The organism is Burkholderia sp. SJZ089 (assembly GCF_007828315.1).
Taxonomy (GTDB): domain Bacteria; phylum Pseudomonadota; class Gammaproteobacteria; order Burkholderiales; family Burkholderiaceae; genus Burkholderia; species Burkholderia gladioli.
In genome coordinates this window covers 183201-209114 of sequence record NZ_VIUM01000014.1, presented here as the reverse complement: position 1 = coordinate 209114, position 25914 = coordinate 183201, and the positions used below count along the sequence as shown (strand labels likewise).

At 68.9% G+C, this 25914-nt stretch carries 21 protein-coding genes and 8 tRNA genes; 24 read left to right on the top strand and 5 right to left on the bottom strand.

What is annotated here, in order from left to right; translation table 11 throughout:
* Positions 1-288: 288 nt before the first annotated feature.
* The 11 genes from FB600_RS25265 (at position 289) to FB600_RS25215 (ending at position 13407) form a co-directional block, all read left to right on the top strand.
* Complete coding sequence (locus FB600_RS25265) at positions 289-1314, top strand: porin (protein ID WP_098153882.1); 1026 nt, start codon at positions 289-291, stop codon at positions 1312-1314.
* 206 nt (positions 1315-1520) lie between these two features.
* Positions 1521-2249 (top strand): GntR family transcriptional regulator, encoded by a 729-nt coding sequence (locus tag FB600_RS25260; RefSeq protein ID WP_098153883.1) that lies wholly within the window; start codon positions 1521-1523, stop codon positions 2247-2249.
* Entirely contained in the window at positions 2249-3316 is a 1068-nt protein-coding gene (locus tag FB600_RS25255; RefSeq protein WP_098181810.1) for an ADP-ribosylglycohydrolase family protein, read from the top strand. Before FB600_RS25260 ends, FB600_RS25255 begins: the two co-directional genes overlap by 1 nt.
* A gap of 53 nt (positions 3317-3369) precedes the next feature.
* Positions 3370-4821 (top strand): purine-cytosine permease family protein, encoded by a 1452-nt coding sequence (locus tag FB600_RS25250; RefSeq protein ID WP_098153885.1) that lies wholly within the window; start codon positions 3370-3372, stop codon positions 4819-4821.
* Positions 4818-5759 (top strand): PfkB family carbohydrate kinase, encoded by a 942-nt coding sequence (locus FB600_RS25245; RefSeq protein WP_096748612.1) that lies wholly within the window; start codon positions 4818-4820, stop codon positions 5757-5759. The genes FB600_RS25250 and FB600_RS25245 overlap by 4 nt, the downstream gene beginning before the upstream one ends.
* Positions 5760-6092: 333 nt before the next feature.
* The gene (locus FB600_RS25240; protein ID WP_096748613.1) at positions 6093-6464 is read left to right on the top strand and encodes a hypothetical protein; all 372 of its coding nucleotides are present in this window, start codon (positions 6093-6095) and stop codon (positions 6462-6464) included.
* Between the two features lie 228 nt (positions 6465-6692).
* Entirely contained in the window at positions 6693-8585 is a 1893-nt protein-coding gene (locus tag FB600_RS25235; RefSeq protein WP_186051711.1) for an extracellular solute-binding protein, read from the top strand.
* 124 nt (positions 8586-8709) lie between these two features.
* Entirely contained in the window at positions 8710-9750 is a 1041-nt protein-coding gene (locus FB600_RS25230; RefSeq protein WP_096748614.1) for a microcin C ABC transporter permease YejB, read from the top strand.
* A gap of 1 nt (position 9751) precedes the next feature.
* A complete protein-coding gene (locus FB600_RS25225) occupies positions 9752-10849 on the top strand; it encodes an ABC transporter permease (protein WP_013698556.1) in 1098 nt (365 codons plus the stop codon).
* Complete coding sequence (locus FB600_RS25220; RefSeq protein ID WP_244107731.1) at positions 10846-12603, top strand: ABC transporter ATP-binding protein; 1758 nt, start codon at positions 10846-10848, stop codon at positions 12601-12603. Before FB600_RS25225 ends, FB600_RS25220 begins: the two co-directional genes overlap by 4 nt.
* 114 nt (positions 12604-12717) lie before the next feature.
* Entirely contained in the window at positions 12718-13407 is a 690-nt protein-coding gene (locus tag FB600_RS25215) for a C40 family peptidase (RefSeq protein ID WP_013698554.1), read from the top strand.
* Positions 13408-13616: 209 nt separating this feature from the next.
* Here FB600_RS25215 and FB600_RS25210 read toward each other — a convergent pair whose 3' ends face one another.
* A complete protein-coding gene (locus FB600_RS25210; RefSeq protein WP_036039842.1) occupies positions 13617-14555 on the bottom strand; it encodes a patatin-like phospholipase family protein in 939 nt (312 codons plus the stop codon).
* A 415-nt stretch (positions 14556-14970) separates the two neighbouring features.
* On the opposite strand from FB600_RS25210, the gene gltX reads away from it, so the two are divergent.
* The 10 genes from gltX to FB600_RS25160 all read left to right on the top strand — a co-directional run bounded on the left by gltX (position 14971) and on the right by FB600_RS25160 (position 18382).
* On the top strand, positions 14971-16371 hold the full coding sequence (gltX, locus tag FB600_RS25205; protein ID WP_096748615.1) for a glutamate--tRNA ligase: 1401 nt from the start codon (positions 14971-14973) through the stop codon (positions 16369-16371).
* 140 nt (positions 16372-16511) lie between these two features.
* Positions 16512-16587 (top strand) — tRNA-Ala (locus FB600_RS25200).
* 157 nt (positions 16588-16744) lie between these two features.
* Positions 16745-16820 (top strand) — tRNA-Glu (locus FB600_RS25195).
* Positions 16821-16897: 77 nt separating this feature from the next.
* Positions 16898-16974 (top strand) — tRNA-Asp (locus tag FB600_RS25190).
* A 79-nt stretch (positions 16975-17053) separates the two neighbouring features.
* A tRNA-Glu gene (locus FB600_RS25185) sits at positions 17054-17129 on the top strand.
* A gap of 77 nt (positions 17130-17206) precedes the next feature.
* Positions 17207-17283: transfer RNA gene (locus FB600_RS25180), tRNA-Asp, on the top strand.
* 103 nt (positions 17284-17386) lie between these two features.
* Positions 17387-17462: transfer RNA gene (locus FB600_RS25175), tRNA-Ala, on the top strand.
* Between the two features lie 36 nt (positions 17463-17498).
* Positions 17499-17574: transfer RNA gene (locus FB600_RS25170), tRNA-Glu, on the top strand.
* Positions 17575-17651: 77 nt separating this feature from the next.
* Positions 17652-17728: transfer RNA gene (locus FB600_RS25165), tRNA-Asp, on the top strand.
* 186 nt (positions 17729-17914) lie between these two features.
* Complete coding sequence (locus FB600_RS25160; RefSeq protein ID WP_036050823.1) at positions 17915-18382, top strand: GNAT family N-acetyltransferase; 468 nt, start codon at positions 17915-17917, stop codon at positions 18380-18382.
* Here the strand turns inward: FB600_RS25160 and FB600_RS25155 are convergent.
* Positions 18375-19316, bottom strand: a complete 942-nt coding sequence (locus FB600_RS25155; RefSeq protein WP_046580745.1) for an AraC family transcriptional regulator — start codon at positions 19314-19316, stop codon at positions 18375-18377. The two genes, FB600_RS25160 and FB600_RS25155, sit on opposite strands and share 8 nt — an antisense overlap.
* A 280-nt stretch (positions 19317-19596) precedes the next feature.
* Here FB600_RS25155 and FB600_RS25150 point away from each other — a divergent pair, with 280 nt between their 5' ends.
* Positions 19597-20025 carry a gamma-glutamylcyclotransferase gene (locus tag FB600_RS25150; protein ID WP_036050827.1) on the top strand — a complete coding sequence of 143 codons (429 nt, stop codon included), beginning with the start codon at positions 19597-19599 and terminating at the stop codon, positions 20023-20025.
* A 127-nt stretch (positions 20026-20152) separates the two neighbouring features.
* Here the strand turns inward: FB600_RS25150 and aceB are convergent, their stop codons facing one another.
* Positions 20153-21745: a malate synthase A gene (gene aceB / locus FB600_RS25145; RefSeq protein ID WP_046580740.1), complete on the bottom strand. Its 1593-nt coding sequence runs from the start codon at positions 21743-21745 to the stop codon at positions 20153-20155.
* 104 nt (positions 21746-21849) lie between these two features.
* Positions 21850-22593, bottom strand: a complete 744-nt coding sequence (locus tag FB600_RS25140) for a haloacid dehalogenase type II (RefSeq protein WP_017920954.1) — start codon at positions 22591-22593, stop codon at positions 21850-21852.
* 136 nt (positions 22594-22729) lie between these two features.
* Between FB600_RS25140 and FB600_RS25135 the strand changes: the two genes are divergently transcribed.
* Both FB600_RS25135 and FB600_RS25130 read left to right on the top strand, forming a co-directional pair.
* A complete protein-coding gene (locus FB600_RS25135; RefSeq protein WP_103690255.1) occupies positions 22730-23632 on the top strand; it encodes a LysR family transcriptional regulator in 903 nt (300 codons plus the stop codon).
* A 216-nt stretch (positions 23633-23848) separates the two neighbouring features.
* Positions 23849-24286: a universal stress protein gene (locus FB600_RS25130; RefSeq protein ID WP_025099312.1), complete on the top strand. Its 438-nt coding sequence runs from the start codon at positions 23849-23851 to the stop codon at positions 24284-24286.
* Between the two features lie 248 nt (positions 24287-24534).
* Here the strand turns inward: FB600_RS25130 and aceA are convergent, their stop codons facing one another.
* Positions 24535-25842 (bottom strand): isocitrate lyase, encoded by a 1308-nt coding sequence (aceA, locus tag FB600_RS25125; protein ID WP_013698544.1) that lies wholly within the window; start codon positions 25840-25842, stop codon positions 24535-24537.
* Positions 25843-25914 lie beyond the last annotated feature (72 nt).

Genomic DNA, 25914 nt, shown 5'->3' with positions numbered 1-25914 from the left:
CCCGCGCTTGCTCGGGCGGTTCGAATCGCCGGCGCGCGCGCGCCGGCGGTTTCCCGCCTGATCCGTTTCGTTCTCCCGCCTTCCTTTCCCCGCAATTTCCCGCCTCGTCGCCTGCCAGGGTTCCGCTTTCCTCCGAGGAAAGCGGGGCGGGCCCCTGCGGTTTTCCCCTAGCGATGCCTGCTTGACTTGTTCAAATTGGAACCTTAATTTTGCGCCTGTTCCTACATGTACTTTTTAGAGGAACAGGCCGGTCGAAACGACCGCATCCCATCCGACCAGGGTTCCACGATGTCCTTCCGTCTGTCGCGTCTGACGTTCGCGCTCGCCGCCGGCCTGCTGCCGCTCGTCGCCCATGCCGATTCGAGCGTCACGCTGTACGGCATCATCGACGAGTTCTTCCAGTACGTGAACACCGGCAATGGCTACACCGCGGCGATCGGTTCGTCGGGGCAGTGGGCCAGCCGGATCGGGCTGCGCGGCCACGAGGACATCGGCGGCGGCAACTACGTCAGCTTCGACCTGCAGAACGGCTTCAACCCGAACGACGGCAGCTTCGCCACGCCGGGCTCGATGTTCAGCCGCCAGGCCTGGGTCGGGCTGGGCGGCAACTGGGGCGAGGTGCACGTGGGCCGCCAGAACTCGCCGCTGTTCAACGACCAGGGCGGGCTCGACGCGTTTGGCGCGGCCACCCAGGCTTCCGGTTTCAGCAACATGGAAACCTACGCGGTGCGCACCAGCAATACGGCCTCCTACACGTCGCCCTCGCTGTCGGGGCTGCAGTTCAGCGTCTATGTCGGCTTCGGCGACGCGGGCGGGCTGCGCTCGGGCGGCGCCAGCTACCAGGCCGACGTGACCTACGCGCGCGGCCCGTTCTCGGCGATCGCGGCGGCCCAGGCGGTGCGCAGCGCCGACAACGGCACGCTCGACCGCACCGCCGAGGTGGGCGCCGGCTACCAGATCGGCAAGACCACCGTTTATCTCGGCTGGAGCGGCGCGAAGTGGGCCGACATCGGCCTCGACGTGAATATCTACGGCATCTCGGCGCTCTACCAGGTGACGCCCGCGCAGGCCTTGTCGCTGGGCGGCACCTACCTGCACGACGAGACGGGACAGGGCGCCAACGCCCGGCAGATCGCCGCGCTCTACACCTACACGTTCTCCAAGCGCACCTCGCTGTACGGCGCACTGTCCTTCCTGCAGAACCGCGGCGACGCCTCGTACCGGCTGGCCGGCTCGGCCAACGCGGGCCTGCCGCTGGCCTATCCGGGCGCGGACGCGCGCGGCTTCCAGCTCGGCATGGTGCATCGCTTCTGAGCCCGCCGCCCGAGTTTTCCCGATCCCTTCATCGATCGCTTCAGCGAGTGAGCCGAGCTTCCGTCATCACCATGCGTCCGTCCCGATCCACCTTCCGGCGCCGCCCGTCGTCAAACCTGTGCATACTTGTACCTTTTGCGACGCGCGAACGGCTTTCCGCTACCGGAAACCGGGGCCGCGCGGCACTTGCTGACAGGAGACAGAAGATGGTGCGTAAATCGGCCAGGACGTCCGAAGTCGGGCGTTCCAAGGCACACCGGGTGGCGGCGGAGCTCGAGCGGGACATCCTGAGCGGGCGGCTGCCCTATGGCCAGCAGCTCGAGAGCGAGAGCGAGCTGGTCGAGCGTTTCGCGGTGAGCCGCAACACGGTCCGCAAGGGCCTCGACCTGCTCACCAGCAGCGGCCTGATCACGCGGCGCGGCGGGATCGGCTCCTTCGTGACCTTCCACGGCCAGGCCATCGACGGCTCGCTGGGCTGGACCACCGCGCTGGAGCGCGCCGGCGGCAGCGCACAGACCAGGCTGCTGCAGATCGCGATCATCGACGACGAGGCGCTGGCGGCCGAGCTGGGCCTGGCCGTCGCGCGCTTCGTGGCGATCGACCGGATGCGCGTGATCGGCGACACGGCCGCGCATATCTCGTTGGAACGCAGCCGCCTGCCGTTCTCCGACGAACTGGCCGCGCTGCCGCTCGAAGGGCTGGTGGGCGGCTCGCTGAACCGCACGCTGGCCGAGCACGGCATGGTGGCCGACCACGGCGAGCAATGGGCCGAGGTGGTCGGCCTGGAGGCCGAGGACGCGCGGCTGCTCAAGCGCCGCGCCGGCACGCCCTTCCTGCGCTCGCGGCGCCTCACGCGCGACCGCGAGAACCGCGTGATCGAGTACGTGGTGAGCCTGCTCGACCCTGCCCACTTTGCCCTGCACCTGGAATTCTGATGTCGATCGACCGTACTGATTCGTTTCCTCACGCCGACCAGGCCGATGCCGCGCGCCTGGACCGCGCGCGCGGCGCCTTCTACGGCCTCGCGCTGGGCGATGCCTTCGGCATGCCGACCCAGGCCCTGAGTCGCGAGACGATCCGCGAACGCTTCGGCCGCGTCACGGGCCTGCTCGACGCGGGCCCCGACCAGCCGATCGCGCCGAACATGCGCGCCGGCGCGATCACCGACGACACCGAGCAGGCGGTGCTGGTGGCGCAGTTGCTGGTGGACGGGCAGGGTGCGATCGCGCCGCTCGAGTTCGCGCGGCGCCTGATCGCCTGGGAAGCGGACATGAAGGCGCGCGGCTCGCTGGACCTGCTCGGCCCCTCCACGCGGCGGGCCACGCAGGCCATCGTCGACGGCGAGGACGTCTCGCTGGCGGGCCGCTTCGGCACCACCAACGGCGCCGCGATGCGCGTCACGCCGGTGGGCATCGCCACCTCGCTGGCCGATCCCGAGGCCTTCGTGGAGGCGGTGGTCGGTTCCTGCCTGGTGACCCATCACACCACGCTCGGCATCGCCAGCGCGGCCGCGGTGGCGGCCGTCGTGTCGGCCGGCATCGAGGGCGCCTCGCTGGGCGAGGCGCTGGAGGCCGGCGAACGTTTCGCCGAGCTCGGCCAGACGCGCGGCAACTGGATCGCCGGCGCGCGCATCGGCGCGCGGCTGCGCTGGGTGGCGGGCGAGAGCGCCGCGCGCAGCGGCGAGGCGCTGGCCGACTGGCTGTACGAAGTGGTCGGCACCTCGGTGGCCTCGCAGGAATCGGTGGTGGCGGCCTTCGCGCTGGCCCACGACGCGCGACGCCACGGCACCGCGATCGAGGCCTCGCTGGCCAGCGCGGCCAGCCTCGGCGGCGACACCGACACCATCGCCGCGATGCTCGGCGCGATGCTCGGCGCCTGCGCCGGCTACCGGGCACTGCCCCAGTCACTCGTCGAGACCGTGCGCCGCGTCAGCGCGCTCGATCTCGATGCGCTCAGCGCGCAACTGCTCGCCTTGCGCGGCGCACGGGGCCCGCGCGGCTAGCGCGAGCCCCGCGCATCCCGCGCGTTCCCCACCCAGCTTCAGGAGACAGACAGATGGCTTCGTCCCGCAACCCCGCGCACGCCGGCAAGATCGAGGCGCGCGGCATCGAACCGGTACCCGACGACGAGTGTCGCGGCCATCCGCTGCAACTGTTCTGGGTCTGGTTCGCCGCCAACATCAGCATCCTGGCGCTGCCGCTGGGCGCCACCCTGGTGGCCTTCCAGCACCTGGCGATCTGGCAGGCGATGCTGGTGGCGGTGGTCGGCGCGGCCGGCTCGTTCGCGCTGGTCGGGGTGATCTCGATCGCCGGGCGGCGCGGCCATGCGCCGAGCCTGACGCTCTCGCGCGCGGTGTTCGGCGTGCGCGGCAACATCGGGCCGACCATCGTCTCGCTGCTCTCGCGGCTCGGCTGGGAAACCGTCAACACCACCACCGGCGCCTACGTGCTGCTCTCGCTGTTCTCGATCGTGTTCGGCGGCTCGGCCGAGGCCAAGGCGCATCCGCTGCTCACGCTGCTGTTCATCGCGATCTTCGTGGCGGCCACCCTGGTGGTGTCGGGCCTCGGCCATGCCACCCTGCTGGTGATCCAGAAGTGGTCGACCTGGATCTTCGGCGCGCTGAACCTGGTGGTGGCCGGCTTCCTGGCCCAGGCGATCGACTGGCACGCGGTGTTCGCGGCGGCCCCGGCGCCGGCCAGCGCGGTGATCATCGGCATCGGCACCATCGCGGGCGGCACCGGCATCGGCTGGGCCAACGCCGGCGCGGACATGTCGCGCTACCAGGCGCGCGAGGTGAAGGCCGGCTCGCTGGTCGCCTCGGCCGCGTTCGGCGCGGGCATCCCGCTGATCCTGCTGATCACGCTCGGCGCGCTGCTCGCGGTGGGCAACGACAAGCTCGCCTCGGCCACCGACCCGATCGCCGCGATCCGCGATCTGCTGCCCCACTGGATGGCGATTCCCTACCTGATCGCCGCCTTCGGCGGGCTGCTGCTGTCGAACTACCTGTCGGTCTATTCGGCCGGGCTCACCACGCTCACGCTGGGCCTGAAGGTCAAGCGCGTGCAGGCGGTGGTGGTCGACGTCGTGGTGATCTCCACCGGCTCGATCTACTTCATGCTGATCGAGGGCAGCTTCTACGGCCCCTTCATCGGTTTCATCTCGCTGCTGGCGGTGCCGATCACGGCCTGGGTCGGCATCTTCATCGTCGACCTGGCCGGCCGCGACGGCTACCGGCCCGAGGCCCTGCTCGACGTCAGCCCGGCCAGCGCCTACTGGTATCGTGGCGGCGTGCAATGGCGCGCGTTCGGCGCCTGGGCGCTGGCCATCGTGCTGGGCTTCAGCTTCCTGTCGATCGGCGGCGAGCACGGCTTCCACGGGCCCTTCGCCGGCAGCTGGCTGGGCCGCAACGGCCTGGGCTGGATCGTCACCTTCATCGTCGCGGGCGGCCTCTATGCGCTGCTCGGCGGCGCGCGGCGCAATCGTGGTCTGCAGGAGCGTATGTCATGAGTCTGGCAGTTCCCCGTCTGATTCATACGGGACAGGTATTGGTGGACCTGATCATGCGCGTGGGCGCGCTGCCGCCGCCCGGCGGCGACGTGCTGGCTTCCGAGGCGCGCTTCGAGGTGGGCGGCGGTTTCAACGTGATCGCGGCCGCGCGGCGCAGCGGCATGGCCTGCGTCTATGCCGGCGGCCACGGCACCGGGCGCTTCGGCGAGCTGGCGCGCCAGGCGCTGGCCGCCGAGGGCGCCGAGCTGGCCGCGCCGCGCGTGCTCGATCGCGATACCGGCATCTGCGTGGCGATCGTCGACGCCAGCACCGAGCGCACCTTCGTCACCCATCTCGGCGCCGAGGCGGTGCTGGAGCGTGACGTGCTCGACGCGCTGGCGGTGACGCCGCGCGACATCGTCTATGTGACGGGCTACGGCTTGTGCGTGCCCGACAAGGGCGCGCTGCTGGCGGACTGGCTCGAGACGCTGCCCGAATCGGTGGTGGTGGCCTTCGATCCCGGCCCGCTGGTCGACAGCATCGAGTCGGCGCTGCTCTCGCGCGTGATGCGGCGCACGCGGATCTGGACCGGCAACCGCGAGGAGGCGCTGCGCCACACCGGCCGCGCGAGCGTCGAGGCGGCGCTGGACGAGCTCGCCGCGCGGCTGCCGGCCGGCGCGCTGGCGATCGTGCGCGATGCCGAGCAGGGCTGCGTGGTGTCGATCGACGGCGTGCCCGCGCGGGTGGCGGCCTTCGAGGTCGAGGCGATCGACAGCAACGGCGCCGGCGACGCGCATACCGGCGTGCTGCTCGCCGCGCTCGCCGAGGGCCATGCGCCGCTGGTCGCGGCGCGGCGCGCGAATGCGGCGGCCGCGCTGGCGGTCACGCGCTTCGGGCCGGCCACCGCGCCGACGCGCGAGGAGATCGACGCGCTGCTCGACGGCGCCTGGTTGCGCTGAGTCGCGCTGAGTCGCGCGCCGGGCCACACTGAATGACCATCGCGCCGGCTTTGCGCCGGCTTTGCGCCGGCGCCCCCGGCGCGCGTTCGCACGCTCGCCGCTACAATACGCGCGCCGTCTATGGCGCTCGACACCCCCCGCGATCCTCCATCGACCCGCATCCTCGCGCATTCGCCGCCCCGGCCGGGGCCGGGTCCGGCGAAATGTAACAAGACGTTAGGGATGCGCATGTCACGCGATGCCGCGCATCAGTTCTTACAAAGTGGAAATATGCGGGCGGGGCCCGAGTCGCTATAGTCGAATCACTCAATGAAACCACCGGAAGGGGACTCCATGAAAAGCTTGCGTGTTGCTTCGCTCGTGACCGGTCTGGCTGCGCTGTTCGTGTCGGGCGCGGCAATGGCGGGCGTCAGTGTCGGCATCAACCTCGGCGCTCCGGCCTATGTCGCACCGGCACCCGTCTATGCGCCGCCGCCGCCCGTCTACTATCAGCCGGCGCCCGTTTATGCGCCGCCGCCCGCGATCGTGATCGGCTGGCACGGTGACCGCTACTGGGATGGCCGCCGCTACTGGGGCCGCGACGAGTGGTATCGCCATCACGGCGGCGGCTGGCGCGGCGGCCCGGGCTGGCATGGCGGCGGCCCCGGCTGGCACGGCGGCCCCGGCTGGCACGGCGGCCACGATGGCCCGGGCTGGCGTCATTGAACGATCGCCGGGCCGCGGCCTGGTGCAAGGCGCTTCTATGGAGAGGTTTGCCGAGCCGTCGAGCTGCCCGCTGATGACAAACCGCCCTCGCGAGGGCGGTTTTCTTTTGCGCGCCCGACGACGCAACGGGCAGGGCGCCCCGGCCCGGCACGGCGAATGCCCCACCTGGCGGAGCGGACTCGGTAGAATGCGCGACACCGCCAACGAACCACGAGCGATTCCGCCTTCATGCCGATTCCGTCGTTCCGGGCCGCCGCGCTCAGCCGCGCCCCGCGTGCCGCCATCGCCGCCTTGCTGGCCGTGTTCGCCGTGGCGGCCGCGCCTTGCGCCCATGCCGTCTATGCGATCGCGCAATACGGCGAGCCGAAGTATCCGCCCGGCTTCAAGCATTTCGACTACGTGAACCCGGACGCGCCCAAGGGCGGCACCCTGGTGCTGGCCAATCCGAACCGGCTCACCACCTTCGACAAGTTCAACCCCTTCACGCTGCGCGGCAACCCCGCGCCCGGCATCGGCCTGCTGTTCGAGAGCCTGATGACGGGCAGCGCCGACGAGCCGGCCAGCGTCTATGGCCTGCTGGCCGACGACGTGGCGATCGCCCCGGACCGGCTCTCGGCCACCTTCCATCTCAATGCGCGCGCGCGCTTCTCGAACGGCGACCCGGTCACGGCCGACGACGTGAAGTATTCGTTCGACACGCTCAAGAGCCCGCAGGCCGCGCCTCAGTACGCGGCCTATTTCGCCGAGATCAAGCGCGCGGTGGTGGTCGACGCGGCCACCATCCGCTTCGAGTTCGCGCGCGCGGACCGCGAGCTGCCGCTCACCGCCGGCGCGATTCCCGTGTTCTCGCGCAAGTGGGGCGCCAGGCCCGACGGCAGCCACGTGGCGTTCGACCAGTTGGCCTTCGAGCCGCCGATCGGCAGCGGCCCCTACCTGATCGAGCGCTACGACACCGGCCGCAACATCACCTACCGGCGCGATCCGCATTACTGGGGCGCCGACCTGCCGGTGCGGGTGGGCACCAACAATTTCGCGCATATCGTCTACAAGCTCTACGGCGACGGGGTGGCGCGCCTGGAGGCCTTCAAGGCCGGCGAATACGACGTGCTGGTCGAGTACATCGCGCGCAACTGGGTGCGGCGCGACATCGGCAAGCGCTTCGACAACGGCGAGCTGATCAAGCACGAGTTCCGCCAGCACAACGGCGCGGGCATGCAGGGTTTCATGATGAACCTGCGCCGGCCGCTGTTCCAGGACGTGCGCGTGCGCCAGGCGCTGGACCTGGCCTTCGACTTCGAATGGCTGAACCGCCAGTTGTTCTACGGCGGCTACACGCGCCTGAACAGCTATTTCGCCGATACCGAGCTGCAGGCCACCGGCACGCCGGGCGAGGGCGAGCTGGCGATCCTGGAACCGTTGCGCAAGCAACTGGATCCGGCCGTGTTCGGGCCGATGCCCGAGCAGCCCTCGACCAATCCGCCGGGTTCGCTGCGCGCCAACCTGCTCCAGGCGCGCGCGCTGCTGGCCCAGGCCGGCTGGACCTATCGCGACGGCGCGCTGCGCAACGCGCGCGGCGAGCCGTTCCGCTTCGAGATCCTCGACGATTCGGGCGGCTCGATGGAGCCGGTGGCGGCCGTCTACCAGCGCAATCTCGCCAAGCTCGGCATCGAGGCGCGCTTTCGCACCGCCGACTTCGCCCTGCTGCAGAAGCGCCTCGACGCCTTCGACTACGACATGACCACGATCCGCTACCCGGGCGTGCAGGTGCCGGGCAGCGAGCAGGTGCTGCGCTACGCCAGCCGCTACGCCGACCAGACCGGCTCGGACAACCTGATCGGCCTGAAATCGCCGGCCGTCGACACGATCCTGAAGACCCTGGTGCAGGCGCAGACGCGCGAGCAACTGCTCGACGCCACCCACGCGCTCGACCGCGTGCTGATGCACGGCTACTATGCCGTGCCGCAGTGGTACAGCACCATGCACCGGGTCGCCTACCAGCGACGGCTGGCCTATCCCGCGACGCTGCCGCTGTACTATTCGGCGGAGGACTGGGTGGTGTCGATGTGGTGGGAGAAACCCGCCGCGAATGCCGCGAATGCCGCCTCGGCGGCGGGGCACTGAGCCGTGGGCATGCATCCGGCCGGCTCGCCTCGCCATCGCGCCACCCTTCGCGCACGGCCCGCGCGGCCGTCGCGCCCGTTGTTTCCCTAACCGCGCCGCGCGCGCCGCCTGGTCGATCCCGCCTATGTGGAGCTACATCCTCAAACGTCTGCTGCTGATGATCCCGACCCTGCTCGGCGTGCTGACCATCACCTTCGCGGTGATCCAGTTCGTGCCGGGCGGCCCGGTCGAACAGGCGATGCAGGAACTGCGCCGCGGCGCCGAGCAGGGCCACGTGCCGTTCGGCATGCGCGCCTACTCGGGCGTGGACCCGCAGCAGCTCGCCCAGCTCAAGGCGCTGTACGGCTTCGACAAGCCGCCCATCGAGCGCTACGGCCTGATGCTGGAACGCTTCGCGCATTTCGACCTGGGCCAGAGCTACTTCCATCACCAGAGCGTCTGGTCGCTGGTGGTCTCGAAGCTGCCGGTGTCGATCAGCATCGGCATCTGGACCTTCCTGCTGACCTACCTGATCTCGGTGCCGCTGGGCATCGCCAAGGCGGTCTACAACGGCACGCCCTTCGACGTGGCCTCGAGCCTGGCGGTGCTGGTCGGCTACGCGATCCCCGGCTTCGTGCTCGGCGTGCTGCTGCTGGTGCTGTTCGGCGGCGGCTCGTTCTGGCAGTTGTTCCCGCTGCGCGGCCTGACCTCGGACAACTTCGCCCAGCTGAGCCTGGCCGCCAAGATCACCGACTACCTCTGGCACCTGGTGCTGCCGATCACGGCCTCGGTGGTGGGCAGCTTCGCGGTGATCACCATGCTCACCAAGAACGCCTTCCTCGACGAGATCCGCAAGCAGTACGTGCTGACCGCGCGCGCCAAGGGCCTGTCGGAGCGGCGCGTGCTCTGGAAGCACGTGTTCCGCAACGCGCTGCTGCCGCTGATCGTGGGCTTCCCGGCCGCCTTCATCGGCGCCTTCTTCTCGGGCAGCCTGCTGATCGAGACGCTGTTCTCGCTCGACGGCCTGGGCCTGCTGTCCTACGAGTCGGTGATCCGCCGCGACTACCCGGTGGTGCTCGGCACGCTCTACCTGTTCACGCTGATCGGCCTGGTCACCAAGCTGGTGTCCGATCTCTGCTACGTCTGGGTCGACCCCCGGATCCAATTCGACCAACTGGAGCGCTGAGTTGAGCCGAACCGCCGTTTCCTCCCGCGTCGACGCCGCCCGCGCGCGCGTCTCGCCGTCTCCCGCGCGCCGCGTCTGGCAGCGCTTTCGCCGCCAGCGCCTGGGCTACTGGAGCTTCGTGGTGTTCCTGGTCGCCTTCGCGATCAGCCTGGCCGCGCCGCTGTGGTCCAACGACAAGCCGCTGGTGGTGCGCTACGACGGCCACTGGTACTTCCCGATCGCCAGGGACTATGCCGAAACCACCTTCGGCGGCGACTTCCCGACCCCGGCCGACTACCTCGACCCTTACGTGCGCAAGCGGATCGACGCGCCGGGCAACTTCGCGATCTATCCGCCGAACCGCTATTCCTACACGACGCTGAACTATTTCTCGGCGCTGCCGAACCCGGCACCGCCCTCGCGCGACAACTGGCTGGGCACCGACGCGCAAGGGCGCGACCTGCTCGCGCGGCTGGTCTACGGCTTCTGCGTGTCGGTCGAGTTCGCGCTGGTGCTGACCCTGATCGGCACCGTGCTGGGGATCCTGGCCGGCGCGGTGCAGGGCTTCTACGGCGGGCGCATCGACATCGTCGGGCAGCGCCTGATCGAGATCTGGAGCTCGATGCCCGAGCTCTACCTGCTGATCATCTTCGCCTCGATCTTCGAGCCCAGCTTCCTGCTGCTGATCGTGCTGCTCTCGCTGTTCGGCTGGATCGGCCTGGCCGACTACGTGCGCGCCGAGTTCCTGCGCAACCGCACCCAGGACTACGTGCGCGCCGCGCGCGCGATGGGCCTGTCGAACTGGCAGATCATCTGGCGCCACGTGCTGCCCAACAGCCTCACGCCCGTCATCACCTTCCTGCCGTTTCGCATGAGCGGCTCGATCCTGGCGCTGACCAGCCTCGACTTCCTCGGCCTGGGCGTGCCGCCGCCCACGCCGAGCCTGGGCGAGCTGCTTTCGCAGGGCAAGGCCAATCTCGACGCCTGGTGGATCTCGCTGGCGACCTTCATCGTGCTGGTGTTCACGCTGCTGCTGCTGACCTTCATGGGCGATGCGCTGCGCAACGCGCTCGATTCGCGCGTGGCCGATACCTCGCGCGCGGCCGGAGGTGCGCGATGAAGCCGGCGCTGGGAGCGAAGCGCCCGGTGCTGCAGGCGCAGGCGGATCAACCGGAACGAGCGGGCCTGACAGGCCCGGGGAGCGCCCCGCAAGCGCCGGGGCAGGGCGCGGGTGCAAGCGATCGGGCCGGCGGCGCGGCGGCGCCGGGCGAGCCGCTGCTGTCGATCGAACACCTGCGCGTGAGCTTCGGCGACACGCTGGCCGTCGACGACGTCTCGCTGACGATCGGCCGCGGCGAGCGCGTGGCCCTGGTGGGCGAGTCGGGCTCCGGCAAGAGCGTGACCGCGCTGGCGATCCTGCGCCTGCTGCGCGACGCCGAGCAGGGCGGGCGCATCCGCTTCGACGGACGCGAGCTCGGCGCGGCCAGCGAGCGCGCCATGCGCGGCCTGCGCGGCGCGCAGATCGCGATGATCTTCCAGGAGCCGATGACGGCGCTCAATCCGCTCTACACGGTAGGCGACCAGATCGTCGAGACCATCGTGCTGCACGATGGGGTTTCCAGGCGCGAGGCGCGCGCGCGTGCCATCGCGCTGCTGGGGCGCACCGGCATCGCCGAGCCCGAGCGGCGCGTCGACAGCTATCCGCACCAGCTTTCCGGCGGCCAGCGCCAGCGCGCCATGATCGCGATGGCGCTGGCCTGCCGGCCGCGCCTGTTGCTGGCCGACGAGCCGACCACCGCGCTCGACGTGACGATCCGCGCGCAGATCGTCGAGCTGCTGCTGGACCTGCAGCGCGACGCCGAGCTCACGCGCGGCATGTCGATCCTGCTGATCACGCACGACCTGAACCTGGTGCGCCGCTTCGCGCAGCGCGTGGCGGTGATGGAGAAGGGCAGGCTGGTGGAGAGCGGCGAGGTGGAGCGGATCTTCGCCGAGCCCGAGCATCCCTACACGCGCAAGCTGCTGAACAGCCGGCCGCAGCGCACCGCCGCGCCGGTGCTGCCGATCGCGCCGGTGATGCTCGACGCGCGCGAGGTGACGGTCGGCTTTCGGCAGAAGTTGCCGGGCCTGGCGGGGTGGTTCCGCAGCGGGCGCTTCACGGCGGTGAAACAGGTCAGCGTGTCGGTGCGGCAGGGCGAGACGCTCGGGGTGGTGGGCGAATCGGGCTCGGGCAAGTCGACCCTGGCGATGGCCCTGCTCGGCCTGCAGCGCATCGAGGCCGGCCGGATCGAATTCGACGGCCGCCCGCTGGCGAGCTGGCGCGGCGCCGACGCGCGGCGCCTGCGCGCGCGCATGCAGGTGGTGTTCCAGGATCCGTTCGGCTCGCTCTCGCCGCGCCATACCATCGAGCGCATCGTCGGCGAGGGGCTGGCCCTGCACCGGCCCGAGCTGTCCGCCGAGGCGTTGCGCGAGCGCGTGACGGCGGTGCTGCGCGAGGTCGGGCTCGATCGCACGGTGCTGCATCGCTACCCGCACGAGTTCTCGGGCGGCCAGCGCCAGCGCATCGCGATCGCCCGCGCGCTGGTGCTGGAGCCCAGCATCCTGGTGCTCGACGAGCCCACCAGCGCGCTCGACGTGTCGATCCAGCAGCAGGTGCTGAAGCTGCTCGCCAACCTGCAGCGCAAGTACAACCTCGGCTACGTGTTCATCAGCCACGACCTGGAAGTGATCGGCGCGATGGCGCACCGGGTGGCGGTGATGCAGGGCGGGGAAATCGTCGAGAGCGGGGAAGTCGGTAAAATTTTCACGCAACCGTCACATCCGTATACGCGCAAACTCCTGGCCGCGGTCGGCCAGCCGGGGCTGCCCCAATGATGTGCAGATATTGATTGAATTTTTCAATTCATTTTGACAAACAAATACCGTCTGGCTAGTATCGACCGAAATTTCCGGCAATCACCTGATTTTTAAGCACAAAATTACCGACCGATGCAGCACCGCTCCCTCACCCAGGTATGTACGCGCGCCGTCGCCGGGCTGTTTGTCGGCGTCCTGATTGCTGCGGCTCCCGGCGCGTTCGCCGACGAAGCCGGCAGTTTTAATCAGAATGTCGCATTCTCGACCCAGTCCGGGTCGAATTCCTCCACCCAGAATCCGCAAGCCAGCGCCCCGGCAGCCAGCACGGGCGGCGCCAAGTCGTTCCTCTCCGGCATGGCCGGCAAGGCCGGCGACGTGGTGGTCGGCGCGCTGAACATGATCGGCGTGCGCTACCGCTGGGGCGGCAATTCCCCCGATTCGGGTCTCGATTGCAGCGGCTTCGTGCGCTACGTGTTCCAGGACACGCTCGGCATGTCGCTGCCGCGCCGCGCCGAGGAAATGAGCCGCGTCGGCGAGAAGGTCCGCATGAGCGAGCTCAAGCCGGGCGACCTGGTGTTCTTTAACACCATGCGCCGCACCTTCTCGCACGTGGGCATCTATATCGGCGACAACAAGTTCGTGCACTCGCCCTCGACGGGCAGCACGATCCGCGTCGACGATCTCGACAGCAGCTACTGGGAAAAGCGCTTCACCGGCGCGCGCCGGCTCGAGTCGGAATTCCCGACCAAGCCCGACGACCTGCGCCAGCGCGTGAGCGCGACGATCGGCGGCAACGCGGCGGATTTCACGCCGGGCAACTGATCGCCTCACCGCGGCAGGCAAGCATGGCCGACCCCGGCTTCCGCAAGGAGCCGGGGTTTTTGCTTTGGGGCTTCCGAAAGGGGATGGCGGCGGGCCGGGCGGGGTGAGCGCCGCGTGCCGGGCCGCGAGGCGCCCTGGAGGGCGCTGGTGGCGGCAGGCGAGGTCCGAGGCGAGGTCCGAGGCGGCCCGGGGCGCCCCGACAGGCGCCCTCAGGCGCTCGCGCGTGCCTGCGCGGCCGCCAGCTTGCCCTGCAGCTCCGGCATGATCTTCGCGGCCGCTTCCTCGCCGGCCAGGATCGCCGCGTTGCGCTGCGTGAAGTCGCTCGCGCTCATCGCCGCCAGGTTCGGGCGGATCACCACGTCGGCGTACTTGTCGAGCTCGTAGGCCTTGATGGTCTGGCCCATGATCGTGAAGGTCTGCAGCAGCAGCTCGATCGGGTTGCCGGTGGCGGCGCCCTCGGGGCGCGCCGAGATGTCGACGGCGATCACGAAGTCGGCGCCCATCTTGCGCGCGAACGAGGCCGGCACCGGGCTCACCAGGCCGCCGTCGACGTACTCGCGGCTGCCGATGCGCACCGGCTCGAACACCGAGGGCACGCTGCTCGAGGCGCGCACCGCCAGGCCCGTGTTGCCGCGCTGGAACAGGATCGGCTGGCCGCTCTGCAGGTCGGTGGCGACGATGCCCAGCGGACGCGTCATCTTCTCGATCGGCCGGTTGTTGAGCGTCTTGTTGATGTAGTTCTGCAGCGCCACGCCCATCAGCAGGCCGCGCGAGCGCCAGGGCAGGGCCCAGTCGCTGATCGAGGCCTCGTCCATGGTGAGCGCCAGCTTGTTGAGGTCGAAGGCGTTCAGCCCCGAGGCGTACAGCGAGCCGACCACCGAACCCGCGCTGGTGCCGGCCACCAGGTCGATCGGGATGCTGCGTGCCTCCAGCGCCTTGAGCACGCCGATATGCGCGAAGCCGCGCGCGGCACCGCCGCCCAGCGCGATGCCGACCTTCAGCGGCCGGCGCGGTTGGGTGGCCGCCACCGGCGGCGGGGGCGTCTTGCCGGCATCGGACTTGCCGCCGAACGAGGTGCACGCGGCCAGCGACGCGGACATCGCGGCCAGGGAAAACTGGCGACGGGACAGGCGGGGGGACGACGACATCGGGGCTTTCTCCGGCAGACTGGGGCGGCCGCGCGCGAGGGCGCGGCGAAGGGCGAGGCGGCGCGTGCCGAGCGGGCGCGCGGGCGGCCTTGCGCGCGGCGGACCTGCCGCGGCGCGCACATCATAAAGCAAGCGGCCGGGCGGCGGCACAAGCGGGCGGCGAAGACGCGCGAAGCTTGTGCGAAGGGGCCCGGGGCGGGGCCGCGAGCGCCTGTCATGTCGCACGGCGGGCCTGCGTGCAGGGCGCCGCGGCCTGGCCGAACGGCCGGGGGCATGCCCGGAAGCGCGTCGTCGGCGGTTATAATTCCCGATCTTTCTTCCCGCCGCCGACCGCGTCCGGCCGTATCGCCCGCCGCGCGCCGTCGCCGCGTCGTTTGCCATCCGGGCCGCGCGAGCGGCCATCGAGTTACCGTCCATGACCCGTCCTGTCCGTACCCGCTTCGCTCCGAGCCCGACCGGCTTCATCCACCTCGGCAACATCCGTTCGGCCCTCTATCCCTGGGCCTTCGCGCGCAGCACCCAGGGCGCCTTCGTGCTGCGCATCGAGGACACGGATCTCGAACGTTCGTCGGAGGCTTCGGTCGACGCGATCCTCGAGGGCATGAAGTGGCTCGATCTCGATTTCGACGAGGGCCCGTTCTACCAGATGCAGCGCATGGACCGCTATCGCGAGGTGCTCGCGCAGATGCTCGAGAAGGGCCTGGTCTATCCCTGCTACATGTCGACCGAGGAGCTGGATGCGCTGCGCGAGCGCCAGCGCGAGGCCGGCGAGAAGCCGCGCTACGACGGCACCTGGCGCCCGGAGCCGGGCAAGGTGCTGCCCGAGCCGCCGGCCGGCGTGCAGCCGGTGCTGCGCTTTCGCAATCCGCTGACGGGCTCGGTGGTGTGGGACGACGCGGTGAAGGGCAGGATCGAGATCTCCAACGAGGAGCTCGACGACCTGGTGATCGCGCGTCCCGACGGCACGCCGACCTACAACTTCTGCGTGGTGGTGGACGACCTCGACATGCGGATCACCCACGTGATCCGCGGTGACGACCACGTCAACAACACGCCGCGCCAGATCAACATCCTGCGCGCGCTGGGCGGCGAGGTGCCGGTCTACGCGCACCTGCCGACCGTGCTGAACGAGCAGGGCGAGAAGATGAGCAAGCGCCACGGCGCGATGAGCGTGATGGGCTATCGCGACGCGGGCTACCTGCCCGAGGCGGTGCTCAACTACCTGGCGCGGCTGGGCTGGTCGCACGGTGATGCCGAGATCTTCTCGCGCGAGCAGTTCGTGTCCTGGTTCGACCTCGAGCACCTGGGCAAGTCGCCGGCGCAGTATGACCACAACAAGCTCAACTGGCTCAACAACCACTACATCAAGGAAGCCGACAACGCACGCCTGGCCGAACTGGCCAAGCCCTTCTTCGCCGCGCTCGGCATCGACGAGGCGACGCTCGCGAACGGCGCGGACCTGCCCGCGGTGATCGGCCTGATGAAGGATCGCGCTTCCACCGTGAAGGAGATCGTCGACGGCGCGGCGATGTTCTATCGCGTGCCGACGCCGGATGCGGAAGAACTCGCGCAGCGCGTCACCGATGCGGTCAAGCCGGCGCTCGCGGGTCTTGCCGAGGCGTTGAAGACGGCCGAGTGGAGCAAGGAAGGCATCGCGGCCGCGCTGAAGGCCACCCTCGCCGAGCATGGCCTGAAGATGCCGCAACTGGCGATGCCGGTGCGCCTGCTGGTGGTGGGCACCACGCATACGCCCTCGCTCGACGCGGTGCTTGCCCTGCTGGATCGAAATGTCGTAATCTCGCGCCTCGCTGTTTGAGGTGAGGGAGCGCCTCGGAGCGGGCCGGTATTTCCGGCCGGCTTTCGAGGGAGTCGCGGGATGAAAATTTTTGCGATTCCGATAAAAAGGGTATTTACAAACTCTGGGGTGCTCTCTATAATCTCGTTTCTGTTCTGCAAGGGGGTATAGCTCAGCTGGGAGAGCGCTTGCATGGCATGCAAGAGGTCAGCGGTTCGATCCCGCTTACCTCCACCAACAGAACGGTTTTTGCAGTGGTCTGGTTGAAGTGTCGGCGGTGAAGCGGTTTGAAAAAAATCCTTCACAAATCGCTGAAAACCAGTAAGAATCTCGGTCTTTGCTGGATGCGCAAAACAGCAAGGGCCAGCAGCAAGACAGAGTCTGAGAAGATTTTGTCCCCTTCGTCTAGAGGCCTAGGACATCACCCTTTCACGGTGAGTACAGGGGTTCGAATCCCCTAGGGGACGCCAGTCATCGCGTCGTGCCCGATTGGTGCGAAGCAGGCAGGCCGAGCGCGATCAGCGCAGGTTTGTCGTGACGAATGTGTGGAGCGGTAGTTCAGTTGGTTAGAATACCGGCCTGTCACGCCGGGGGTCGCGGGTTCGAGTCCCGTCCGCTCCGCCACCAAACGCAAAGCCCGTTCGGCTGTTCGATGAACGGGCTTTATCGTTAAAGGTGCAAGCAGTAGAAGTCGCAGTACGCAGTCCCCTTCGTCTAGAGGCCTAGGACATCACCCTTTCACGGTGAGTACAGGGGTTCGAATCCCCTAGGGGACGCCAAGATTCGGCGTCGTTCGAGATTCGATCGATGTGCCGGCGGGAATCGACCAACGCCTGCCGGTGAGCTGTAAAAGACTGGAGCGGTAGTTCAGTTGGTTAGAATACCGGCCTGTCACGCCGGGGGTCGCGGGTTCGAGTCCCGTCCGCTCCGCCAGATACGCAAGGCCCGTTCGGCTGACATTTGAACGGGCTTTATTGTTGAAGGGCAAGGGTAGTAAAGGGGTTGGCAGTCAGCAGCTCCTGCGTTCATGGTGCAAGGGGGTATAGCTCAGCTGGGAGAGCGCTTGCATGGCATGCAAGAGGTCAGCGGTTCGATCCCGCTTACCTCCACCATCCGAACGTTGAGGTAATGAGTCGTAGCGGTACGCAGTCCCCTTCGTCTAGAGGCCTAGGACATCACCCTTTCACGGTGAGTACAGGGGTTCGAATCCCCTAGGGGACGCCAAGATTCGGCGTCGTTCGAGATTCGATCGATGTGCCGGCAGGAATTAACCGACGCCTGCCGGTGAGCTGTAAAAGACTGGAGCGGTAGTTCAGTCGGTTAGAATACCGGCCTGTCACGCCGGGGGTCGCGGGTTCGAGTCCCGTCCGCTCCGCCAGATATGCAAAGCCCGTTCAGGCATTCCTGAACGGGCTTTTTGCTTTTCATAGGCTTTGCCGGCCTTCGTCTTCGGCGGTGTCCCGCCCGGGGTTTCGTCTTCTTCTCGCCGTCATCGGGCAATTCGCCATTGCATCGGCCGCGCGCTGCGCTATCGTGACGAGGATCCGGGATTTTCCTCGACGCCATGCTCGATCCCACCGACCTGAGACTGCTGTTCCAGCTCCGCCCGGCCGAGGCGGACGACTTCGAGTTCGCCGAAGCGCTCACGCACGCCAACATGGGCGACTACTATCGCCGCCATGGCCTGCAGTGGCGCGCTGACCTGTTCTACCTGAGCTGGTGCGAATCGGAGAACTTCATCCTCGAGCGCGATGGCGAGCGCGTCGGCGTGATGCGGATCACGGAGGAGGGCGACTCGCTGCATATCCGCGACGTGCAGATCCGCGACGGCCATCGCGGCCTCGGCGCCGGCAGCTACCTGCTCGACACCGCGCATCGCTGGGCGCAGGCGCGCGGCCTGCGCGAGACGCAGTTGCGCGTGTTCGTCGACAATCCCGCCGCCAAGCTCTACCTGCGCATGGGCTACCGGCTCGCCGGGCCGCGACTCGCGCAGCTCGGCTCGATCCGGCACATGGTGCGGCTGGTCAACTGAGCTTGCGCGGGGCTTCGGCGCGCTGCGTGCCGGGCGCGGCGACTGTTTCGGAGAACGTCGTCGCGGCCGCATCGGCGGCGGCCGCGGCTTCGCTGGCCGCGGCCGGATCGTCAGGGTCGGCCGTCGGAGCACCGGCATCGCCGAGCATGAAGGCGCGCGGGCTCTTGCCGAAGGCGCGCCGGAACATCGCCGAGAACGCGCTCTGGCTCTGGTAGCCGAGCTCCTGGGCCACATGCGACATCGGCCGTCCCTGGTTCAGCAGCGGAATCGCGCGCGCCAGCAGCGCCTGCTGCTGCCATTGCGTGAAGCTCACCCCCAGTTCCTGGCGAAACAGCCGCGCGATGGTGCGCGTGCTCGCGCCCACGCTGGCGGCCCAGTGATCGAGCGATTCGGCCTGGGCCGGATGCGCGAGCACGGCCTCGCACAGTGCGCGCAGGCGCTTCTCGGACGGCATCGGCACGGCCAGCGGCAGCGGCTCGCTGCGCGTCAGCTCGTCGAGGATCAGGGCGGTGAGCAGGCGCTCGCGCGTCTGCGCCAGGGTGCGCACGTCGAGCGCGGTGATCAGCTCGCGCAGCAGGCCCGAGACTTCCACCACGCGGCAATCGTCGAGGCCGCCGGGCAGCGCCGTCTCGTCGATGTAGAGCGTGCGCAGGAAGGCATCCTCGACCACCACGATCTCGTGCGCCACGCGCGGCGGCACCCAGATCGCGCGCGAGGGCGGCACCATCCAGGTGGTGCCGGCCGTGGTCACGCGCAGCACGCCGCGCGAGGCGTAGGCGAGCTGCCCCCAGGCATGCGTGTGCTGCGGGATGCGCGTGCTGGCCGCCATCGGGCGCGGACGCACGCGCAAGGGGTGCTCGGGCGTCGGCGCGAATTCGGGCGGGATGTCGATCGTGATCGGCGCGGAGAGGGAGAGGGCAGGGGCGGGTTTCATCGGACGCGCGGCGGCTGGACCAAGCGATATTGTATGAGCGGCGGCGCCTTGCCGCTGCCGCGCGGGTCGCGGCGCCGGCAGCGCGCTGTCCCGGTTTTGCCGGCCGCATGCGATTCAATGCGAGGCAGGGGGTGACAGCGCGGCCCGGCTGCGCGATGATCGCCTCGCGCCGGAAACTCGCGGCGGTCACGGCGGTCGACGTCGGGATGTGCCCCCGGTATGCGCCCCGGCGCCCGCGCCCGCTCGTTACCGCGATGCCTCGACAGGAGAAGGAATCAGGATGCGCCACGTATTCGTCTACGGCACGCTGCGTGCCGGCGAGATCAACGACATCGGCCGCGCCGCCGCGCGGCATGGCATCGGCGCGCCGCGGCTGCTCGGTTCGGCCACGCTGCGCGGCCGGCTCTACGACTTCGGCGATTATCCGGGCATGGTGCCCGGCGCGGGCGAGGATCACGTGCACGGCGACGTCTACGCGATCGACGAGCGTCTGGTGCCGGTGCTCGACGAGATCGAGGAGGTCTATCCCGGCGTCGACGGCCTGTTCCTGTCGCGGCAGGTCACGGTCGAACTGGCCGGCCGGCGCTACGACTGCCTCTATTACCCGGTGGGCGAGCATTCGGTGGCCGAGCGGCCGCGCATCGCCTCGGGCGACTGGGTGGCCCACCGGCTCGCGCGCCAGATGCCGGCCGAGCTGCAAGCCGGCTGAGACGGCCCCTTCGCGGGCCCACCGCGGCCAATAGGAAAACGGGCGTGCCGTTCGACAAACATCGAACGGCACGCCCGTTTTTCGTTCCGGTGCGGGCCGGTTGTCGCCGGTCCGCGTCACGCCAGGCTCAGATCTCCTCGTAGAGCGGCAGCGTCAGGAATTCGGTGAAGGATTCCGAGGTGGACATGCTCTCGAAGATCGCGGCGGCGCGCTCATAGGGCTGGGTATCGCCCGCCACCACCTGCTTGACCTTGTCGAGCTCGACCTTCGCGTACTCGCGCACCATCTCGGCCGTGACCTTGCGGCCGTCGTCGAGCACGCCCTTCGGCGAGCGGATCCATTGCCAGACCTGCGAGCGCGAGATCTCGGCGGTGGCCGCATCCTCCATCAGGTTGTGGATCGGCACGCAGCCGTTGCCGGCCAGCCAGGAGCCCAGGTAGTGGATCCCGACGTTGATGTTGTTGCGCAGGCCCGCCTCGGTGATCGGCGCTTCCGGCTGGAAGTCGAGCAGGTTGCGGCCTTCGATCTGCACGTCGTCGCGCTGCTTGTCGATCTGGTTCGGGCGATCGCCCAGCACCTTGACGAATTCCTCCATCGCGATCGGCACCAGGCCCGGGTGCGCGACCCAGCCGCCGTCGTAACCGTCGCCGGCATCGCGCGCCTTGTCCGAGCGCACGCCGCCCATCGCCTTGTCGTTCGCTTCCGGATCGTTCTTGATCGGGATCAGCGCGCTCATGCCGCCGATCGCCGGCGCGCTGCGCTTGTGGCAGGTCTTCAGCAGCAGCAGCGCGTAGGCGCGCATGAAGGGCACCGTCATGGTGATCTTCGAGCGGTCGGCCAGGCAGAACTCGCGGTCGTTCTTGAACTTCTTGATGGCCGAGAAGATGTAGTCCCAGCGGCCGGCGTTGAGGCCCGAGCTGTGCTCGCGCAGCTCGTACAGGATCTCGTCCATCTCGAAGGCGGCCAGGATGGTCTCGATCAGCACGGTGGCGCGGATCGTGCCGCGCGGCACGCCGATCGCCTCCTGGGCGGTCACGAAGATGTCGTTCCAGAGGCGCGCCTCCAAGTGGCTTTCCATCTTCGGCAGGTAGAAGTAGGGGCCCGAGCCGCGCGAGAGCAGTTCCTTCGCGTTGTGGAACAGGTAGAGCGCGAAGTCGAACACGCCGCCCGAGACGCGCTGGCCGTCCACCGTGACGTGCTTCTCGTCGAGGTGCCAGCCGCGCGGGCGCACGATCAGCGTGGCCACGCGCTCGTTGAGCCGGTACGACTTGCCGTTCTGCTCCAGCGAGATGGTCTTGCGCACCGCGTCGAACAGGTTGATCTGGCCGTCGAGCTGGTTGGTCCACACCGGCGCGTTCGAATCCTCGAAGTCCGTCATGTAGGAGTCCGCGCCGGAGTTCAGCGCGTTGATGATCATCTTGCGCTCGACCGGCCCGGTGATCTCGACGCGGCGGCATTGCAGGTCGGCCGGCAGCGGCGCGACCTTCCAGTCGCCGTCGCGGACCGCCTGGGTGTCCGCGAGGAAGTCCGGGCGCTCGCCGGCGTCCAGGCGCCGCGTGCGCTCGGCGCGCAGCTTCAGCAGTTCCTGGCGGCGCGGCTCGAAGGCACGGTGCAGCCGGGCGACGAGTTCGAGCGCCTCGGGCGTCAGGATCGCGTCGTAGCCGGGGCGGATCTCGCCCGTGATCGCCATGCCTTGCGGCAGCTTCAGCGTGGTCGTCATGTGTTTCTCCTTGGTCGGTCAGTGCGAATTGCGTAAAGCGAATTGCGGAAAACGGATTACGAGAATCGAGATGCGCGAGGCGAAATCGACAACGGAAAACGACGTCAGGCGCCCGGGCCGGGGCGTGACGGCGGGGTGGCGGCGCCGGCCACGAAGGCCAGCAGGTCATCCATGCGCGCGCCGGTGCCGGCCGGCGCGACGCCGAGTTCCTCGCGCGGCGCGCCGCCGCGGTTCAGCCAGAAGGTGGTGTAGCCGAACCAGCCGGCGCCGGCTGCGTCCCAGCCGTTCGAGGAGACGAACAGGATCTCGCGCGGCGCCGCGCCGAAGGCCTCGGTGCCGAGCCGGTAGGCGGCCGCGGCCGGCTTGTAGGCGCGCACCGTTTCCACCGACAGCACGCGGTCGAACAGGCCTGCCATGCCGGCGCTCTTCACGGCGATGTCGAGCATGCGCGAATCGCCGTTCGAGAGGATCGCCAGGCGCGGCGCGCCGGGCAGCTCGCGCAGCCGGCGCAGGGCCGGCACGGTATCGGGATAGGTGGACAGGCAGGCGTATTCGTCCATCAGCCGCTTCTCGGCGGCCGCGCCGAGTTCGAGGCCGAGCGAGCGGCCGGCATGGCGCAGCGCGTCGAGCGTGATGTCCCAGAACGGGCGGTAACGCGCCCCCTCGGGATCGGACAGCGTGCGCAACTGGGTGTATTCGATCTGCTTGCGGCGCCACAGCTGGGACAGGGCATCGCCGCGCCCCGGAAACAGTTGCTCGGCCGCGGCGACCACCGCGTGCACGTCGAACAGCGTGCCGTAGGCGTCGAACAGGATGGCTTTGGGGGAGAGTGTCGTTATGGCCGACATAGCCGTGCGCTCCAGGTAGAGGTCGGAATCGATTCTATTCGTGATTCGGGAGGTTGGAAAAGACGCTTTCCATCACTTGATCTTTTACTTTTACCAACCTAATCTGGCCGGCATCATCGATTTCCCCGCGTGAGACATGGACCGCTTCAAGCAGATCGAGACCTTTATCGCGGTGGCCGGCAAGGGCAGCCTGTCGGCCGCCGCCCATGCCGAGGGCGTGGCGCCCGCCATCATCGGCCGGCGGCTCGACGCGCTGGAGGAGCGGCTCGGCGTGAAGCTGCTGTTGCGCACCACCCGCAAGCTGACCCTGACCTTCGAGGGCTCGGCCTTCCTGGAGGACTGCCAGCGCATCGTGCACGACATGCAGAACGCCGAGGCCAGCGTCTCGGCCGGCGGCGTGAAGGCCAGCGGGCACCTGCGCGTGTCGGGGCCGGCCGGCTTCGGGCGCCGCCATGTCGCGCCGCTGGTGCCGGCCTTCACCGCGGCGCATCCCGACGTGACGATCACGCTCGATCTGTCCGATCGCATGGTCGACCTCGTCAACGAGGGGTTCGACTGCGCGGTGCGGCTGGGCGAGCTGCCCGATTCCTCGCTGGTCTCGCTGAAGCTGGGCGAGAACCGGCGCGTGTGCGTCGCCGCGCCCGCCTACCTGGCGCGCGCCGGCACGCCGCGCACGCTGGAGGAACTGGCGCGCCACCACTGCCTCGCGCTGGCCGCGAACGCCAACCAGCAGCGCGGCTGGGCCTTCCAGCAGGACGGGCAGATCGTCTCGATCCGCGTGGCCGGCCCGATGGAATGCTCGGACGGCGCGGTGCTGCACGAGTGGTGCCTCGAGGGCCATGGCCTGGCCTGGCGTTCCTGGTGGGAGGTGGGCGCCGATATCGCGGCCGGGCGCCTGGTGAGCGTGCTCGACGAGTTCGCCGCGCCGCCGATCGGGATCCACGCGGTGTTCCCGCAGCGCCGGCATCTGCCCTTGCGCGTGCGCTTGTTCCTCGACTTTCTCAAGCACACCTACGAGCGGCCCGGTTACTGGGGTTGAGGGGCGTGCAAGGCGCGATGCCGCCGAATCCGGGGTTGGATCGGGGACTAAATCCAAAGCGCGGCGCCTGTCGATGCCCCGCGTTTCCGATATCAGGACGAACCCTCTGCCACGGCGGCGCGGCCGCCACCGCGACCTACAATCCATCGGATGGAGGCCGCCACGGCGCCCCCGCGGGTCGTGCGGGCTGCCGCGGCTTGATCGACGGAGGGCGCCATGTTCAAGCACATCCTGGTTCCGACCGACGGGTCCGAGTTGTCGCGCAAGGCGATCGACGGCGCGATCGATCTCGCGCAGACGGTCGGCGCGCGCGTGACCGCCTATGCGTGTCTGCCGCAATATCCGTATTCCCCGTTCGCGGCCGAGGCGATGGTCGAGCCGCCGGCCGAATTCCGCGAGCGCAGCGAACGCGAGGCGCACGCGCATCTGGAGGAAGTCGAGGGCTGCGCGCGTCGCGCCGGCGTCGCCTGCGACAGTTGCACCAGCCTGCATCCGTCGCCCTACCTCGGCATCATCGAGGCGGCGGAGCGCGGCGGCTGCGACGTGATCTTCATGGCCTCGCACGGCCGACGCGGGCTCGGCAGCCTGCTGATCGGCAGCGAGACGCAGCGCGTGCTCACGCATACGAAAATCCCGGTGATCGTCTATCGGTGACGGGCGCCCCGGCAAGCCGGGCTGCCCCTGAATGAAAGACCGCGCGCCAGGGCCGGCGCGCGGTTCGTAACGGCCTGGCGATACCGTGCCCGGTGTCGCCGGTGCCGGGCGCGTGCATGGCACGCCCGGCTTGTGGTCTGTCGCGGCGCGGTGGACCGCGCCTTTGTCGTCATCGCTCCCTGATCGCTGCCCGGGCGGGGCGGGACGAATCGTCCGGCCCCGCCTTCCTGCTGAACACGAAAACCGGCTCAGGCGACCTTCTTGCCGTCGAAGAACTGTTCGTCCTCGGTCGAGCCGTGCAGCGCCGTGGTCGAGGCTTCGCGCTCGACCGTCTGGGTCACCGCGTCGAAGTAGCCGGTGCCCACCTCGCGTTGGTGCTTGACGGCCGTGAAGCCCTTGTCGGCGGCGGCGAACTCGGCCTGCTGCAGCTCCACGAAGGCGCTCATCTGGGTGCGGGCATAACCGTGCGCGAGGTTGAACATCGAGTAGTTCAGCGAGTGGAAGCCGGCCAGCGTGATGAACTGGAACTTGTAGCCCATCGCGCCGAGCTCCTTCTGGAACTTGGCGATGGTCGCGTCGTCGAGGTTCTTCTTCCAGTTGAAGGACGGCGAGCAGTTGTACGAGAGCATCTTGCCCGGGAACTGCTTGTGGATCGCCTCGGCGAACTTCTTCGCGTACTCGAGATCGGGCTTGCCGGTTTCGCACCAGACCAGGTCGGCGTAGGGCGCATAGGCCAGGCCGCGCGAGATCGCCTGCTCGATGCCGGGGCGCGTGCGGAAGAAGCCTTCGACGGTGCGCTCGCCGGTCAGGAAAGGCTTGTCGTTCTCGTCGATGTCGGACGTGATCAGGTCGGCGGCTTCCGCGTCGGTGCGCGCGATCAGCACGGTCGGCACGCCCATCACGTCGGCGGCCAGGCGCGCGGCGCTGAGCTTGGCGACGTTCTCGCGGGTCGGCACCAGCACCTTGCCGCCCATGTGGCCGCACTTCTTGACCGAGGCGAGCTGGTCCTCGAAGTGCACGCCCGAGGCGCCGGCCTCGATCATCGCCTTCATCAGCTCGAATGCATTGAGCACGCCGCCGAAACCGGCTTCCGCATCGGCCACGATCGGCGCGAAGTAGTCGACGTAGCCTTCCTCGCCGGGGTTCTTGCCTTCCGACCACTGGATCTGGTCGGCGCGCGTGAGCGTGTTGTTGATGCGCTTGACCACCAGCGGCACCGAGTTGGCCGGGTAGAGCGACTGGTCGGGGTACATCTCGCCGGCCACGTTGGCGTCGCCCGCCACCTGCCAGCCCGACAGGTAGATGGCCTTGAGGCCCGCCTTGACCTGCTGCATGGCCTGGTTGCCGGTCAGCGCGCCGAGCGCGTTGACGAAGGGCTCCTCGTTGATGAGGCTCCAGAGCTTTTCCGCGCCGCGCTGGGCGATGGTGTGCTGGACCTCGATCGAGCCGCGCAGGCGGATCACGTCCTCGGCGGTGTAGCCGCGCTTGATGCCCTTCCAGCGCGGATCGCTTTCCCACTTCTGCTGCAGTGCCTTGGCCTGTTGTTGACGCGACATGATGAGTCTCCTTGAGAACATGAATCGGTGAGGGATACGAGTCCTGGGTTCGCGATCGGGAGGCAGGCGGTG

What these genes read in the sequence shown, in the direction of transcription:
- FB600_RS25265 (WP_098153882.1), top strand. Translation starts at nt 289, where the DNA reads ATGTCCTTCCGTCTGTCGCGTCTGACGTTCGCGCTCGCCGCCGGCCTG.
- FB600_RS25260 (WP_098153883.1), top strand. Translation starts at nt 1,521, where the DNA reads ATGGTGCGTAAATCGGCCAGGACGTCCGAAGTCGGGCGTTCCAAGGCA.
- FB600_RS25255 (WP_098181810.1), top strand. Translation starts at nt 2,249, where the DNA reads ATGTCGATCGACCGTACTGATTCGTTTCCTCACGCCGACCAGGCCGAT.
- FB600_RS25250 (WP_098153885.1), top strand. Translation starts at nt 3,370, where the DNA reads ATGGCTTCGTCCCGCAACCCCGCGCACGCCGGCAAGATCGAGGCGCGC.
- FB600_RS25245 (WP_096748612.1), top strand. Translation starts at nt 4,818, where the DNA reads ATGAGTCTGGCAGTTCCCCGTCTGATTCATACGGGACAGGTATTGGTG.
- FB600_RS25240 (WP_096748613.1), top strand. Translation starts at nt 6,093, where the DNA reads ATGAAAAGCTTGCGTGTTGCTTCGCTCGTGACCGGTCTGGCTGCGCTG.
- FB600_RS25235 (WP_186051711.1), top strand. Translation starts at nt 6,693, where the DNA reads ATGCCGATTCCGTCGTTCCGGGCCGCCGCGCTCAGCCGCGCCCCGCGT.
- FB600_RS25230 (WP_096748614.1), top strand. Translation starts at nt 8,710, where the DNA reads ATGTGGAGCTACATCCTCAAACGTCTGCTGCTGATGATCCCGACCCTG.
- FB600_RS25220 (WP_244107731.1), top strand. Translation starts at nt 10,846, where the DNA reads ATGAAGCCGGCGCTGGGAGCGAAGCGCCCGGTGCTGCAGGCGCAGGCG.
- FB600_RS25215 (WP_013698554.1), top strand. Translation starts at nt 12,718, where the DNA reads ATGCAGCACCGCTCCCTCACCCAGGTATGTACGCGCGCCGTCGCCGGG.
- FB600_RS25210 (WP_036039842.1), bottom strand. Translation starts at nt 14,555, where the DNA reads ATGTCGTCGTCCCCCCGCCTGTCCCGTCGCCAGTTTTCCCTGGCCGCG.
- gltX (WP_096748615.1), top strand. Translation starts at nt 14,971, where the DNA reads ATGACCCGTCCTGTCCGTACCCGCTTCGCTCCGAGCCCGACCGGCTTC.
- FB600_RS25160 (WP_036050823.1), top strand. Translation starts at nt 17,915, where the DNA reads ATGCTCGATCCCACCGACCTGAGACTGCTGTTCCAGCTCCGCCCGGCC.
- FB600_RS25155 (WP_046580745.1), bottom strand. Translation starts at nt 19,316, where the DNA reads ATGAAACCCGCCCCTGCCCTCTCCCTCTCCGCGCCGATCACGATCGAC.
- FB600_RS25150 (WP_036050827.1), top strand. Translation starts at nt 19,597, where the DNA reads ATGCGCCACGTATTCGTCTACGGCACGCTGCGTGCCGGCGAGATCAAC.
- aceB (WP_046580740.1), bottom strand. Translation starts at nt 21,745, where the DNA reads ATGACGACCACGCTGAAGCTGCCGCAAGGCATGGCGATCACGGGCGAG.
- FB600_RS25140 (WP_017920954.1), bottom strand. Translation starts at nt 22,593, where the DNA reads ATGTCGGCCATAACGACACTCTCCCCCAAAGCCATCCTGTTCGACGCC.
- FB600_RS25135 (WP_103690255.1), top strand. Translation starts at nt 22,730, where the DNA reads ATGGACCGCTTCAAGCAGATCGAGACCTTTATCGCGGTGGCCGGCAAG.
- FB600_RS25130 (WP_025099312.1), top strand. Translation starts at nt 23,849, where the DNA reads ATGTTCAAGCACATCCTGGTTCCGACCGACGGGTCCGAGTTGTCGCGC.
- aceA (WP_013698544.1), bottom strand. Translation starts at nt 25,842, where the DNA reads ATGTCGCGTCAACAACAGGCCAAGGCACTGCAGCAGAAGTGGGAAAGC.